At 58.2% G+C, this 14,416-nt stretch carries 10 protein-coding genes; 3 read left to right on the top strand and 7 right to left on the bottom strand.

Annotated elements, in window-relative coordinates; genetic code table 11:
- The 3 genes from BM70_RS0119085 to BM70_RS0119095 form a co-directional block, all read right to left on the bottom strand.
- Positions 1-2,210 (bottom strand): DUF6531 domain-containing protein (locus BM70_RS0119085; protein WP_177326569.1); only part of this gene is annotated, 2,210 nt, incomplete at its 3' end.
- A gap of 131 nt (positions 2,211-2,341) precedes the next feature.
- Positions 2,342-5,425: an efflux RND transporter permease subunit gene (locus BM70_RS0119090; protein ID WP_025857462.1), complete on the bottom strand. Its 3,084-nt coding sequence runs from the start codon at positions 5,423-5,425 to the stop codon at positions 2,342-2,344.
- Positions 5,426-5,427: 2 nt separating this feature from the next.
- Complete coding sequence (locus tag BM70_RS0119095; protein WP_025857463.1) at positions 5,428-6,534, bottom strand: efflux RND transporter periplasmic adaptor subunit; 1,107 nt, start codon at positions 6,532-6,534, stop codon at positions 5,428-5,430.
- 100 nt (positions 6,535-6,634) lie between these two features.
- Between BM70_RS0119095 and BM70_RS0119100 the strand changes: the two genes are divergently transcribed.
- Together BM70_RS0119100 and BM70_RS0119105 are read left to right on the top strand one after the other, a co-directional pair.
- Positions 6,635-7,840 carry a multidrug effflux MFS transporter gene (locus BM70_RS0119100; RefSeq protein ID WP_025857464.1) on the top strand — a complete coding sequence of 402 codons (1,206 nt, stop codon included), beginning with the start codon at positions 6,635-6,637 and terminating at the stop codon, positions 7,838-7,840.
- A 76-nt stretch (positions 7,841-7,916) separates the two neighbouring features.
- Entirely contained in the window at positions 7,917-8,783 is an 867-nt protein-coding gene (locus BM70_RS0119105) for a pirin family protein (RefSeq protein WP_025857465.1), read from the top strand.
- 59 nt (positions 8,784-8,842) lie between these two features.
- On the opposite strand, the gene solA is transcribed toward BM70_RS0119105, so the two are convergent.
- Genes solA through proC form a run of 4 tightly spaced genes read right to left on the bottom strand, consistent with a single transcriptional unit; the run spans position 8,843 to position 12,572 of the window.
- On the bottom strand, positions 8,843-9,994 hold the full coding sequence (solA, locus tag BM70_RS32555) for an N-methyl-L-tryptophan oxidase (protein WP_081782098.1): 1,152 nt from the start codon (positions 9,992-9,994) through the stop codon (positions 8,843-8,845).
- A complete protein-coding gene (locus BM70_RS32560; protein ID WP_081782099.1) occupies positions 9,991-10,902 on the bottom strand; it encodes an EamA family transporter in 912 nt (303 codons plus the stop codon). Before BM70_RS32560 ends, solA begins: the two co-directional genes overlap by 4 nt.
- A 6-nt stretch (positions 10,903-10,908) precedes the next feature.
- Positions 10,909-11,766, bottom strand: a complete 858-nt coding sequence (locus tag BM70_RS0119110) for a methyltransferase (RefSeq protein WP_025857466.1) — start codon at positions 11,764-11,766, stop codon at positions 10,909-10,911.
- The gene (proC, locus tag BM70_RS0119115; RefSeq protein ID WP_025857467.1) at positions 11,754-12,572 is read right to left on the bottom strand and encodes a pyrroline-5-carboxylate reductase; all 819 of its coding nucleotides are present in this window, start codon (positions 12,570-12,572) and stop codon (positions 11,754-11,756) included. The genes BM70_RS0119110 and proC overlap by 13 nt, the downstream gene beginning before the upstream one ends.
- Positions 12,573-12,928: 356 nt before the next feature.
- Between proC and BM70_RS0119120 the strand changes: the two genes are divergently transcribed.
- Positions 12,929-14,374, top strand: coding sequence for a mechanosensitive ion channel domain-containing protein (locus tag BM70_RS0119120; RefSeq protein ID WP_025857468.1), 1,446 nt, complete (start codon positions 12,929-12,931; stop codon positions 14,372-14,374).
- Positions 14,375-14,416: the final 42 nt, after the last annotated feature.

Below are 14,416 nucleotides of genomic sequence, written 5' to 3' on the forward strand. Positions count from 1 at the left end.
AGACGCCCGGCTTCGTCGTACTGGTAGGCCGTGATCGCCCCGAGAGGGTCCTGCTCAACCGTCAGCCGGCCTTGGTTATCGTAGGACTTGAAGTGCTCGGCCCCGTCAGGATCCACCCGCTGCACCAGCCGCGCCCGCTGGTCATGCACATAGACTTCCTGGCTGCCATCGGCGTTAAACACCGTGACCTGCCCGTTGTCATCCCAGGCATACCGCGTGTCCATCTGCGAAAAACTGGCCCAATGCCGAACACATCGCGCCGCCTTGCCAGACCGTTCCCACTCCCAGAAGAAACTCGCCCCACCGGCCAAGCCGCGTTCAAGAATCACGTGCTGTTGGTCGTACCGATAAACCTCGCTTTCGCCGACTGCGTTGGTCGCTGAAATCAGCCGTCCCAAGTCGTCATAGGCGTAGGAAACAACCGTCTGCTCCGTCACCCAAACAAACGGCCCTTCATCCACGATGCGCTGAATCTGGTAGTCCACCGCCACGATCCGGCCCGACGCATAGCGCAACAACAGCGAACGCCCCACGCCGTTATCCACCCGCTCGATACGGCCCAAAACATCCCGACAAATACGCAGCCGGTTGTCATACGCATCGCTGATCGCCGTCAGCACACCGTCGCGAAAGTGGTAGAAACGTGACGCCTGAGCCAGCACCAGTTCATCGGGCAACGACCCTAAATAGATCGCCGCTTCAGCCAGGCTATTGGTGATTGCGGGCCGAGAAGCAGACGGCAAGGGCAGGGTGGTCGAGCGGTTTTCATGATCGGTCCACACCACCGAATCAGCGGAAATACTCAGCCGATGCGCCAGCGAGTGACTCCAGCCAAAGCCCAACCCACAATCCACTGCCACCGCACTGGTGCGATACAACCGCGTCCACTCAAACGGCAGAATCCCGTCCAGCGCCCCATCGGTGAGGGTCAGCAATTCCTCGCCCGTAACCATCGATACCGGGCAGCCGTTGGTAGCGGTCTTGTCCGAGGACACAGCCGCATCCCCATTGGGATTGCGAGCGGACGACGGCACGTCATCCACAAGCTCCTGCCGCACCAACACCGTCCGTTGCGTGGCCTTGTCCCGAACCACCGGTACTGCGTTGGAAACCACCTGATCCCCCGCCTTCAACGGCACATCCGGAATCACCCTGATCGGCGTCGGCGCGCCGCCCAGCAACAACGGTTTGGCCGCTTCGACATGCGCTTCCAACCGAGGCCCTACCAGCTGATCGGCCAGCCTCTCCAGCCACTGGCGTACTCGCCCGGATTTGATATGCCCCAACACCTGGGTGCCCAGGCGCAGGGTCACACCCATGACGCCTGCAACCCTCACGAGCAGCAGACCGATCAACACCTCGCCGGTGATTTCCCCCATCACCTCGTTCATTTCTTGCGGCGGCAACATCCGTATCCAACTGGATATCGCCGACACATAAATAAACATCAGCGGCTCATCGCTGAGTACCAGCAGGCCGCGGGCAATCGAGTCTTTGCTGAGTTTCAGCAGTTCATCCAATTCGGTCTGGGAGATGTACCGCAGCAACGTCTCACTGTGGGTCTGGATATCTGCCAGCAGGTCGTACAATTGCGTGAAATTGTCCCAAAGGCTGTAAAGCGCCTTACCCATTCCGTGAAGAAACGCCTTCTCCAGCATCCTGCGCTGATCAAGCGGGTTGGCGTCTGTGTAGTCCTTCCACTGCGCCTTGAAGGTGCTCTCCCACTCTTCGCGCAGGCGCACTTCCAATGCATCAATCACCGATTGATAAGAGGCATACAGCGCCTTGATGTGGTCCTTGGAAACATTGGGATAGAAGTTGACCCGGTACTGCTGGTCGCGCTCACACGCGTTGATCTCGAGAATGCCGCTCGGGCCGATGGTCTTGTGGATCGGCTCGCCCAGTGGGCCGCCGTTGGGATCGACGCGCTGCAATACCACCGGCGTGTTGCCGATGGGTACAAATCGCGTGCTTTGGAACAGGTGCACCAGAGTCAACGTGCCGTTGGCCTGGCAAGTCGCGACGGTGCTGCTCGGGAAAAGGGAGCGGTTGATCGGCGCTACCAGCGCCACCTCATCCCCCACCTTGAAGACCTGTTCGATATCCAGCGCCGAAAAGCTCCAGAAGCTTTCCGCCCAGTCATCAAAGGTGTTCAGGCATTCCCGGAAATCGCGAAAGACGCTCTCGACATCGACCGTCTTCACATCCATTGGGGTCAGGGCCAGCCTGCCAATGGCCGGGTTCAAGAAACAGTTCCAATCAGAAAATCCATCCGCAATCCCTCGCACTGTGTAATCAGGCGAGGGACTTTGCGGACCTTTTCAGGGGAGGGGAGTAGAGCTTATCCGGCCGTTACGTGGGAAGTTTCGACAACTCTCGTCTTCTCCCTGCCCAACACCAGACTGCACAGCGCCGGCAGGAACAACAGCGTCAACACCGTGCCCACCAGCACCCCGCCGATCAGCACATAGGCCAGGGACGACCAGAACACCGACAGCGTCAGCGGAATGAACGCCAGCGCCGCCGCCAACGCGGTCAGGATCACCGGCCGTGCGCGTCGTACGGTGGCCTCGATGATCGCCTCGCGAATTGGCATGCCGTGGTCCTGGTTCTGGCGGATCTGATCGGTAAAGATCAGCGTGTTGCGCATCAGGATCCCGCCAATCCCGATCAGGCCCAGGATCGCGTTGAAGCCGAATGGCTGGTTGAACAGCAGCAACGTCGGCACCGCCCCGATCAAACCCAGTGGCGCAGTGGCGAAGACCATGAACATCACGCCAAACGAGCGCACCTGGAACATGATCACCGTGAGGGTCAACAGGATCATGATCGGGAACAGCGCGGCCAGGGCGACGTTGGCCTTGGCGCTTTCTTCCACCGGGCCGCCGATGTCGATCTGGTAACCGGCGGGCAGCTTGGCGATCAGTGGCTGCAGGTCTTTGTACACGGCCATTTCCACGTCGGGCGGTTGCACACCGTCGATGATGTCGGCGCGCACTTCCACGGTGGTCGCGCGGTTGCGGCGCTTGAGGATCGGTTCTTCCATCACCGCCTGGAAATGCCCGACCTGGGCCAACGGCACGGAGGTACCGGCGCTGTTGGTAAGGGTCATGTTGTTGAGGTTGCCGAGGTCTTCGCGCTGGCTGCCCTGGGCGCGTGCGACCACGGAGACGGTGCGGTTGCCTTCGCGCACTTCGGTGATCGGGTTACCGCTGAGCAGGGCATTGAGTTGTGACTTCACGTCGTTGGGGGTGAAGCCCAGCAAACGCAGGCGGTCTTGATCCAACACCAGGCGATAGCCGCTGGTGCGCTCGCCCCAATCGAGGAAGGCGTCCTTGGTCAGCGTGTTGGCGGCGACGACTGTGCGCACGTCTTCGGACACGCTGCGCAGCACATCCACATTCGGGCCGGACACCCGGAACACCACCGGGAACGGCACGGGCGGGCCGAACAGCAGTTGCGTCACGCGAACCCGCGCCGAAGGAAACTCGCCGGCGGCAATCCGTTCACGCATGCGCAGTTTCAACGCGTCGCGGGCATGGGAGTCCGGAGTCTGCACGATCAGCTTGGCAAACGCCGGGTCCGGCAGTTCCGGGTTCAGCGACAGGAAGAAGCGCGGTGCGCCGCCGCCCACATAGGTGTCGACCATGCTGGTCTGCGGCTCCTGCAGCAGCGCTTTTTCCAGTTGCGCCGCCACCGCCTCGGTGCTTTTGAAGGCACTGCCAGGCGGCATGTACACCTCCAGAATCAGCTCGGAACGGTCGGAATTGGGGAAGAACTGCTTCTTCACTACGCCCATGCCCGCCACGCACAGCACAAACGCACCCACGACCAACCCGGTCACCAGCCAGCGCCGCCGCACGCAGGCGTGCACCAGGCCGCGCAGGTGCTGGTAGTAACGCCCGGCATAGATCGCATCATGGCCGCCGGGCACCGGTTTGATCTGGGGCAGCAGTTTTACACCCAGGTACGGCGTGAACACCACGGCCACCAGCCACGACGAAATCAGCGCAAAGCCGACGATCCAGAAGATATTACCGGCGTATTCCCCCGCCCCGGACCGCGCAAAGCCCACCGGCAGAAAGCCGATGATAGTCACCAGCGTACCGGTGAGCATCGGTGCCGCCGTGGAGCTCCAGGCAAAGGTGGCGGCGTGGATCCGGTCGAAGCCTTCCTCAAGCTTCACCACCATCATCTCGATGGCGATGATCGCGTCATCCACCAGCAAACCCAGGGAAATGATCAGCGCGCCGAGGGTAATGCGATCGAACTCACGCCCGGTGAGCAGCATGATCACAAACACCACCGACAAGGTCAGCGGCACCGCAGCCGCCACCACCAGCCCGACGCGAAAGCCCAGGGCCAACAGGCTGATCACCATCACCACCGCCAGGGCGACGAAGAACTTCAGCATGAACTCGTTCACCGCCAGGCTGATGTTTTTCGCCTGGTCGGAGACCTTGGCGAAGTTCACGCCCAGGGGCAGGTCGGCCTGGATCCTGGCTTCCTGGGCCTTGAGGCTTTTGTCCAGTTCCAGGCCGTTCCAGTGTTTCTCCATGATCACGCCGAGCATCAATGCCGGGTCGCCCTGGTGGCGGATGCGGTAGCTCGGCGGGTCTTCATAACCCCGACTGACGGTGGCCACATCGGCGATGCGCAGCACGCGGCCGTTGACTTCCAGCGGCACGTTCTCGATCAGCGACAAGCTGTCGAAGGCGCCGTCGATACGGATATACGCGCGGGCGCCGGCGGTTTCGACGAAGCCCGACGGTGCCACGGCGTTTTGCGCGGCGAGGGCGGCGAAGATCTGGTCGGGCTTGATGCCCAGGGTCGCCAGGCGCTCATAGGAAAACTCGACAAACACGCGTTGGGCCTGCTCGCCGAGGATATTGACCTTCTTCACCCCTGGCAGGTTGAGGAAGCCCTGGCGCAGCTCTTCGGCCATCTGCACCTGTTGCCGATGAGGCAGGTGTTCGGCCTCCAGGGCGTACAGCGCGAAATACACATCGGAATATTCATCGTTGAAGAAGGGCCCGATCACGCCCTTGGGCAACTTCGCGGCTTCGTCGCTGAGCTTTTTGCGGGTCTGGTAGAACAGGTCCTGGATTTCGCTGGGGCGTGTGGACTCCTTGTAGGTCATGCGCATCGACACGAAACCCGGCTGGGCGATGGTCTCGACGCGGTCGTAATAGTCCAGTTCCTGCAGGCGTTTTTCCAGGCGGTCGGCCACCTGTTCCTGCATTTCCTGGGCAGTGGCGCCGGGCCAGGCAGCGGTGATGGTCATCACCTTGACGGTGAACGATGGGTCTTCGGCGCGTCCCAGTTTGCCGAACGAAAAGATTCCTGCGGCGAGGATCGCAATGATCAGGAACAACGTGACCGCACGATGCTTGACCGCCAGTTCCGAGAGGTTGATACCGCGCATGCTCAGTTGTCCTGTTTGCGGTTGAGGGCCAGTACTTGCGCGGGCAGCAGGCGCACGGCGTCACCGCTGTGCAGCAGGTGCGCGCCGAGGGCCACGATGATCTGGCCGGGGCTTACGCCGCTGTCGAGCAAGGCGTCTTCCTGGCCGAGGCTGGCGACTTTCACCGGGGCGAAACTGACCTTGTCGTCCGCGCCGATCAGCCAGACGCCGGTGCCTTGTCCAGAGTCCTGCAGGGCGCCGATGGGCACGCGGGTTTGCTGGGCCTGGCCATTGCCTTGCAGGCGCACGGTGATGGTCGAGCCGAGGGCGAAGCGGTCGACGGCGCCGTGCAAGACGTAGCGGGCGCGGTAGGTGCGGGTGGTCGGATCGGCGCTGGCAGACAGCTCGCGCAGGGTAGCGCTCACCGCTTGCTCCGGGGCGCCGAAAGGGAAGGCCAGGGCTTTCTGCGCGGCTTGGTCGCGCTGGTTTTCCGGCAGGTTGACGATGGCTTCGCGGGCACCGTCATGGGCCAGGCGCGCGACGATCTGCCCTTCGGCGACCACTTGCCCACGGTCCACTCGCACGTCGGTGATGATGCCGTCGCCATCGGCCTTGAGCACCGAGTAGGTGCGGCGGTTTTCGATCTGGCTGGCGTCGGATTGTGCCGAGGCCAGTTCAGCTTCGGCGACGCGCAGGTTGGTGGCCGACTGATCGAAGATCTGCCGCGACACCGCGCCAGTGTTGGCCAGGCGCTGGTAGCGGTTTTCGTCGTCGCGGCGCTGGCGCAGTTGTGCCTGGGCGGCGTTGACGCGGTTCTTGGCCGAGCGCAGGGCCAGTTCGAAGTCGCCAATGTCCAGCACCAGCAGGGTGTCGCCACGGGACACGTGCTGGCCGGGATCGACTTTACGCTCGATGACCTTGCCGCTGACCCGGAAGCCCAGATCGCTTTCGGTACGTGCCGCAACCACACCGGTATAGGCGCTTTGCTGGGTGCCGGCGGCTTCGACTTTGGCCGCCAGGACCGGGCGCGGCTGGGGCACTTCGGCGGCGGTGTCGGCCTTGCTGTTGCAGCCATTGAGAATGATCAACAGGGCCAGGGGCGTGAGAAGACGCAAGGGAAGAGGGTGCATGGCGGGCTCCGGGGTTACCTTTGGGCAAAAAATTATGGACATAATTTTTTACGCATATTATGGTCGAAATATAAATTAATCCAGCCCCCGGATGTTCCTCATGACAAACGCCCCGGTCCCATCGCGCAGCTTGCTGTTTTTACTGGTGGCCCTGACCGCACTGGGTGAAGTTTCGACCCAATTGATCATTCCCGGCCTCGGCGCCATCGAGCAGGCGCTGGCCGCGCCAGCGGGCTCGGCGTTGATGGCACTGTCGGCATTTGTCGCCGCATTCGGCCTCGGGCAATTGCTGTTCGGTCCGCTGTCGGACCGCATTGGCCGTCGCCCGGTGCTGATCGGCGGGCTGGTGCTGTACGTACTGGCGACCTTGTCGATGCTGCTGGTGCAGGACATCCATCAATTCATTGCCGCCCGCGTGCTTCAAGGCCTGGGCGCCTGCGCCGCGCTGGTGCTGGCGCGCACGGTGGTGCGTGATGTGTGGAAGGCCGAGGCGGGGCCTGCCCTGGCGTTGACCATGATCGGCATGCTCTATGCCATTGTGGTGGCGCCAATGGTCGGTGGGCTGTTGATCAAACTGCTCGGCTGGCATGCCCCGATCATCCTGGCGCTGGCGATTGGCAGCGTGGTGCTGCTGTTGGCGTTGCTGTTCTTTCGCGAGAGCAACCACTACCTCGACCCCAAGGCCGGGCACTGGCGCACGCTGGGCGGGCAATACCTGGATTTGCTCAAGGGCCGCCAGTACCGGGCGTTTGCCGTGGCGCTGGCGTGTACCTATGGCGCCATGTTTGCGGTGATCGCCGGCTCGTCGGCGGTATTCATCAACCTGCTGGGCTTCAGCAGCCTTGAGTACGGCATCAATTTCGGCCTGATCGTGTCGATGCTGATCGTTGGTTCCACCTACACCCGGCGCAACATCATGCGCCTGGGGCCACAGCGGATTGTGACGATGGGTGTGGCGATGGTGGCCGTTGGCGGGATCTCGGCCGTGGTCATTTATGAGCTGTTCGGCCTGTCGGTGCTGGGGCTGGATATTCCGATTGCCCTGGTGACCCTCGGCGGCGGCCTGGTCTTGCCCGGATCGGTGACCGGCGGGGTGATGCCCAACGCCCACCGCGCCGGTCTGGCAGCCGGGCTGATGGGGTTTGCGCAGATGTTCGGCGCCACCTGCAGCGGTGTGCTGCTGAGCCAGCTGCGCGACGGCAGCGCCACGCCGATGATCATTATCCAGGCGTGCTTTGCGGTCACCGCGTTCGTGGCGTTTCACCTGTTGCGCCAACGTCAGGCCAAAGGATTGTCCTATACATAGGACAGTTACCGCTGTATTTGCCGGCTAGTACTCAACGGCCTGGCGCCTTATGGTGGACTCACTTTGGAGGATCACCATGAAAAAACTCATCGGCATCTACACCAGCCCCCGCGCCCATTGGGTCGGCGACGGCTTCCCGGTGCGCACACTGTTTTCCTACGACACCATGGGCAAGCACATCAGCCCATTCTTGCTCCTGGACCACGCGGGCCCGGCCGACTTCACCCCGACCGAACAACGGCGCGGCGTCGGCCAGCACCCTCATCGCGGCTTTGAAACCGTGACCATCGTCTACGACGGCGAGGTTGAACACCGCGACTCTACCGGTGCCGGCGGTAAAATCGGCCCCGGCGACGTGCAATGGATGACCGCCGCCAAAGGCATCCTCCACGAGGAGTTCCACTCCGAAGCCTTCGCCCGCAGCGGCGGGGCGCTGGAGATGGTGCAACTGTGGGTCAACCTGCCGGCCAAGGATAAAATGGCCGACGCTGGTTATCAGACCCTCGTCGATGGCGACATCCCGGTATTGCCCTTGGCTAACGACGCGGGGCAACTACGCCTGATTGCCGGCGAGTTTGCCGGTACCCAGGGACCGGCCCGCACGTTTACACCGATTGACGTATGGGACCTGCGCCTCAACGCTGGCAAGGCGGTCACGCTGGACCTGCATGCCGGGCGCAACACCGCCCTGGTGATCCTGCGCGGCACGGTGCTGGTCAATGGCGAGGAGGTTGCGCGCCAGGGTCAATTAGCATTGTTCGAGCGCGATGGCCGTCAGCTCACACTGGAGTCCAATGATGACGCCAAGGTATTGCTGCTCAGCGGCGAGCCGATCGACGAGCCCATCGTCGGGCATGGGCCGTTTGTGATGAATACCGAGCAGGAGATTCATCAGGCGTTCGCTGATTTTCAATCGGGCAAGTTTGGGCAGATGCATCGCTGATAGGCCGCGTATCGATAGCGGGTGGGCGTCCTCAGCCAAACCCTGAAGCTTTTAGGCAATCAGTCGAAGCGATTGGCTGAAAATTCCGATAGGGACGAGCTGGCGGGTTGGCCGGTAGACAAATCAGCTAGGGCATCACCAATAGCAGGGGCAAATTTAAAACCATGTCCAGAACAAGCTGACGCGAAATAAGTGGATTCCAATATTTTGGATTTTCCGATCAAGAAGGATTCATCCGGACTCATCGTATAGAAACAGTTCGCTGCTTTTGTAGGCGAGCGCTCAAGTGCTGGGAACAGAGATTCAACTATCGACGTTATCTCCGTTACATACCTTTGTTGTACTGGGATAGCCTTACAGTCAGGAGAGGCAGGGGTGTGTTGTCGGTTATGGAAGCCGATCTTCACGCCGGTTTCATTGCCGGTAATTGAAGGAACGCCGTAAAGTAGAGCACCATCCTCTCGCTCGTAGAGAAAAACGGGGAAGTGTTCAGCGGCGAATAATTTTTCAAAGCCTACTTTAGGTGTGAACCAATATATAGGCACTCTGCGTGGTTCAAGTAACTGTTTGAGTTCAGGTAGGAGGTTGTCAGCGATCCAAGGCCCCGCAGTTACAATCACGGACCTCGCTAAATACGAGCGTCCGCCATTGGTTGTCACGCGCACATCCGACCCATCATTTTCGAGGTGTACGACGCGATGACCAAAATCGGTGCTAGCTCCATGTTTCACTGCTTCGTTCAGCATTTCCAATCTGGCATCGCAAGCAGCAATAGCATATGCGCCAGGTTCATAGACAGCCTGCGCTCCGCGCTTGATGTTGAAAGCCGGTGACCTATTAGTGATTTTCGACCAATCCCACAGCTCATGCTCAATTGCTCCCTGAACCGCGGTCCGGATGCTCCCTGCCACTACACGACTTGATTGAGGGCCGATAAAGATACCCCCTGTACGAAACAGCAGTTGCTGCTGGCTGGTTTGTTCAAGCTCGTTCCAAAGCAGGTCCGCGTGATTGAGCAGTTGTAGATAGTTATCTCCCTCCCAGTAAGCACGGCGAAATATTCTTGAGCTTCCTTGTGATGATCCATAGCTGTGAGTGGGGCCGTACGCGTCAACGCCTAATACTCGAGAACATTTCGATGCTGCTCTCCATAAGGTGGCTGCCCCCATTACTCCAAGCCCGACAACGATAATGTCATAAGTGTTTTTCATCTGTTTTTTCTCTTTTTAGACGGAGGTGGAAATATGATGTCATAAGCGGTCAGTGTGATTAGCATTCCTATTGTTGTCAGGGGAAGGCTAAGTGACGCGTGAGGAGAGCCATCTTGTTGGCGAAGGAGAGCGATAGTTGTAAGTGTGAGAGGCAGAATGAATTGCAAGACACCGGACTGAGAAAGTGAAAGCTTTTTTGTCGCGTAAGAAAACATGAGTAAGGGGGCTATAGATACTCCACCGGCTAACCAAATAAGAGGGGTCGAGTGAGGGGAGGTTTCTTGAGTTGGGATGATAGGTGTGTCATACAGGAAAGACATCAATGCAAAAAGCGTTGCCAAGAACAGCATTTCTATAAATAATCCGCTGACAGCGTCCAAGGGCGTGATTTTCTTAATCAGTGTGTAAAGACCCCAGCTTGCGGAGATCAGTAAATAAGTCCAATGATTGAGGTGTTGTGTAGTTAGTATTAAAAGCGCCACGAGTCCAAATGCAATGCTGATTGAAATGACTTTTCTTGTGTTTAAGGTTTCGCGGTAAATAAATGCTCCAAGCACGATGGCGATAAAAGGTGCCAATAGGTAGCCGATTCCGCTTTCTAGAATAGAACCATTAATAGATGACCAGATGAAGGCTCCCCAGTTCAGCGCAATTAGTAATGATGCGGCGCAGTGCAAGCAGATAATGTTGAACGTCACCCTGCTCAGTCGGTGATGGAGTTTTAAAATGGGGATTAGTACGGTAAGGATCGCAGTGGATAATAAAATCCTATAAGCGACTATGATGAATGTTTGAATGCCGTCAAGCTCTCTCCAGTACAGGGATGATAGCCCCAGAAGAACGTTGGCTGCTCCCGCCAATAAGATGGACGGAGCATGACGTGAGTGAAGGTCGTCTTGTGGTTTCATGGCCGGTCAAGAGCGGCGATGAAAAAATTCAACGATTTCATATGACCAATAAATATTACCGTCTTCATCAATTGAGTATGCAGCCAGATCACGCTTGGCCCAGTCAGAAAATTCGTATTGGAGATGCTCGCTGAGTGATTGCCACTGAGACGAATAGTGAATAAGCGGAAACGTGTGGCGTTCAGCAAGCTTGTACTGTAGCGGTGGATGACCGCCGTGTTGTTGACTGTATCTTTCCAGTACGTCCCGTATTCCAACTAACGAGTTGAGTCCCACGATGGCCCTGCCCATAGGTTCCAAGTAGGCAGGAAGATCCTCCAAGAAGCGGCTAATGACGTCGTCACCGTAAAACATGCTGCGAACTGGCAATCGCTTCACCTGATCGGCCTTCTCCAAAAGTTGAATAAGTGACGGGGAGGGTGTCCGCCAGCCTGGGGGGTTGAAGATGACTGTTTGAAACTTCTGTTTGGGCAGGCCGCTAAATAAATCGCTGATGTAAAATGATATTTCGTTTTGCTTGAAGTTTAAGGCTTCATTGATTTTAGCTTGCGCTATCGATTTTTCGCAGACGTCGATAGCTGTGATGTTTCGGTTGCCAAGCTTGCGCATTAATAAGGCATGAACGCCACTTCCAGTTCCGATGTCCAAGATACTTCTGTCTGGGGCGTTGGGCGCCAAAGATTGCACAAGGTAATGGCCGAGCCTGATGCCTGCCAGACTAACTTTGAATACTTCGGGATCGTGAGCTAAATTCAGGCTTTGTCCTAGTCCGAAGTAGAGTTGATAAATCTCATTTGGGCGTGTTGTCGGATTGCTAGTTTGGTGTTGCTGGCAAGCTATGCCGTGGTCGATTAATCCTTGCATGGTAGGCCCCTTCCCAATTCCATCGATCTCATGCTTGAGCGTTTCAAAGCGTCAATAATTATATTTTTAACCTGCTTATTATCGAGGAAGTGTATAGCTCGCTCTGTCGTTCCGTTCGGCGTCATGACTTTTTCGCAGAGGATTTCTGGTGTGTCTTTACTTGCTTTCAGAAGCGCAGAGGTTCCATGTATTATCTGGGTTACCATGCTTGATGCCGTTGCTTTATCAAAGCCTGCTGACACTGCATATGCAATCAGCGCTTCTGCAAAATAAGAAATGTACGCGGGTCCCCCTCCAGCCAGAGCAGTCGCATCGTCAATAGCTCTCTCTTCTTGCGTCATGATCAACGTGCCAAGCTGTGAAAGGATTTTGATAGCCAGTAGTTTGTTTTTTTGCGTGATGTTTGGATGGGACGTTAATACGGTCACGCCTTCGTTGATGGCGCAAGGAAGATTTGGAATTGCTCTGCATACTTGTGAGGTCTTTAAGTGCTTTTCTAATTCGGATGTTTTTATCCCTGCCATGACTGATATTATTAAGGTAGGGTGGCTTTTGAATTGTGGGTTGTTTTTCGAGAAGTTTTTGAAAGCCTGAGGAGGGATTGCGAGTATCAAGGCCTGAAAGGTACGAGCGTCGGGCAAACTGGCCAGTAAGCTAATGTTGGCTCGGCGTGTTCCTGTGTGTTTTTCGGGGTCCGAATCGATAATGGCTAGAGAGATATTGGGGGTTGAACGCCTTAAACCCATGGCGATTGCGCTCCCCATATGGCCTGCGCCAACAATTGCAATACTTTTTAACTCTGCCATGGCGGATAACTCCTGATTGATCGGAGGCCGTTCAGGGATTGATGGCTCTGTAGGTACTTTAGCTTCGTACCGAATCTGAACATTTTCAAACTAATAACGTCTCAAAAACATGTAGTCCGTTTCTGGTGATATTTTTGTGCATAGGGATAGTGAGTTGTGAGAAAACGCTGAGCTTCCGGTATTTGAAAATTTATTAAGCGCTACCTGAAGGAGAGTTCTTACAGTTCTAAAGTCCAGCCCACGTTCTTGCGAGCGAAAGGATATGAGGGCGGTTTAGGCAGACGTAAGCACACCCGCTATACCCCGAAGCAGGATTTCATGCGATCTTTCTCCGCATTCGCCCTGGAGTCGTCTGGATGCCCTCATTTATCGCCGATCACCCGATGCTGTGCGCCCTGGCGCTGATTCTTATCGACATCGCCGTGTGGCGCCTCATTTCCGTCAACCTCGCCAACTGGAAACTGGCGGCGCGGTTGGTGATCTTTGCCGTATTCAGTGCCGTGCTGTTCAACGACGGCATGAATCCCATGCAGCTTGCGCCCTATGCGGACAACACCGCCTTGCACCTGGCGGCTACCGCGTTGCAGATCGGCTGGTGGCTGTTCGCGGCGCGCACGCTCACGGTTTTGCTCGGTGCGCTGATGATGCAGCGGGTCGGGCACACCGGGCGGTTGCTGCAGGACTTGATGGGGGCGGTGATCTTCCTGATTGCGATCATTGCCGCCCTGGCCTATGTGCTCGATCTGCCGGTCAAAGGCGTGCTCGCCACCTCGGGCGCAGTGGCGATCATTGTCGGCCTGGCATTGCAGAGCACCTTGAGCGACGTGTTTTCCGGGATTGTCCTCAATACCACCAAGCCGTATCAGCTGGACGACTGGATCTCCATCGATGGCACCGAAGGCCGGGTGACGGACATCGACTGGCGTGCCACGCGCTTGCAGACCTCTCAAGGCAGCATGGCGGTGATCCCCAATTCCCTGGCGGCCAAGGCCAAGATCATCAACTTCTCGCGCCCGGCGGACATGTTCGGCCTGGCAGTCAGCGTGCAGGTCAGCCCCCATGCGCGTCCGCAAACGGTGATCGAAGCACTGGAGCGGGCGATGCAAGGCTGCCGGCCGTTGCTGGCCAAGCCGGCACCGAGTGTGGCGTTCAAGACCTCGGCCAGTGGCGGCGTCGAATATGAAATCAGTGGGTTTGTGCCGGCAATGACCCTCAAGCGCGAGGTGCGCAACCAGCTTTACGACCTGGCCTTCAGGCACCTGCAAGCGGCCGGTGTGGGGTTGTTGTCGGCCACCGAAAGCAGCACGCCGCCGGCCATGTCCGCGGCGCGCGCGTTGCTTGAACGCTCGTCGATCTTCTCCACCCTGCGCCAGGAAGAGAAAGACACCTTCAGCCAGAACATGACCCTGCAGACCTACCGCACCGGCGAGGTGATCCTGCCGGCCGGGGAGGTCAGCGACCATTTATTTATCGTCGAGTCCGGTGTGGTCTCGGTGATGCTGATCAAGGCCGGGCACAAGTTCGAGGCCGGGCGCATGGGGCCGGGCGAGGTGATTGGCGAGGCGGGGATCCTGTCGGACCAGGCCGCGCTGGCGGATTTCTCCGCCAAGACGTTCTGCACCTTGTACCGCATCGAGAAGGAATACTTGAAACCCTGCCTGGATGCGCGGCACGACATCAGCGAGGCGATGAGGGCATTGCTGGATTTCCGCCTGCACGCCGCGCAGGCCTTGACCCAGGAGGCGCCGGTGGTGCCCGTCAAGAAGGGCTTCCTGCACTGGTTGCGCAATCGCGGGTTGTAGCCGGTTCATGCGTCATCAGCCGCGCCCGCCGAGGCGGGCGCG

It is taken from the genome of Pseudomonas sp. CHM02 (assembly GCF_000612585.1).
Classification (GTDB): domain Bacteria; phylum Pseudomonadota; class Gammaproteobacteria; order Pseudomonadales; family Pseudomonadaceae; genus Aquipseudomonas.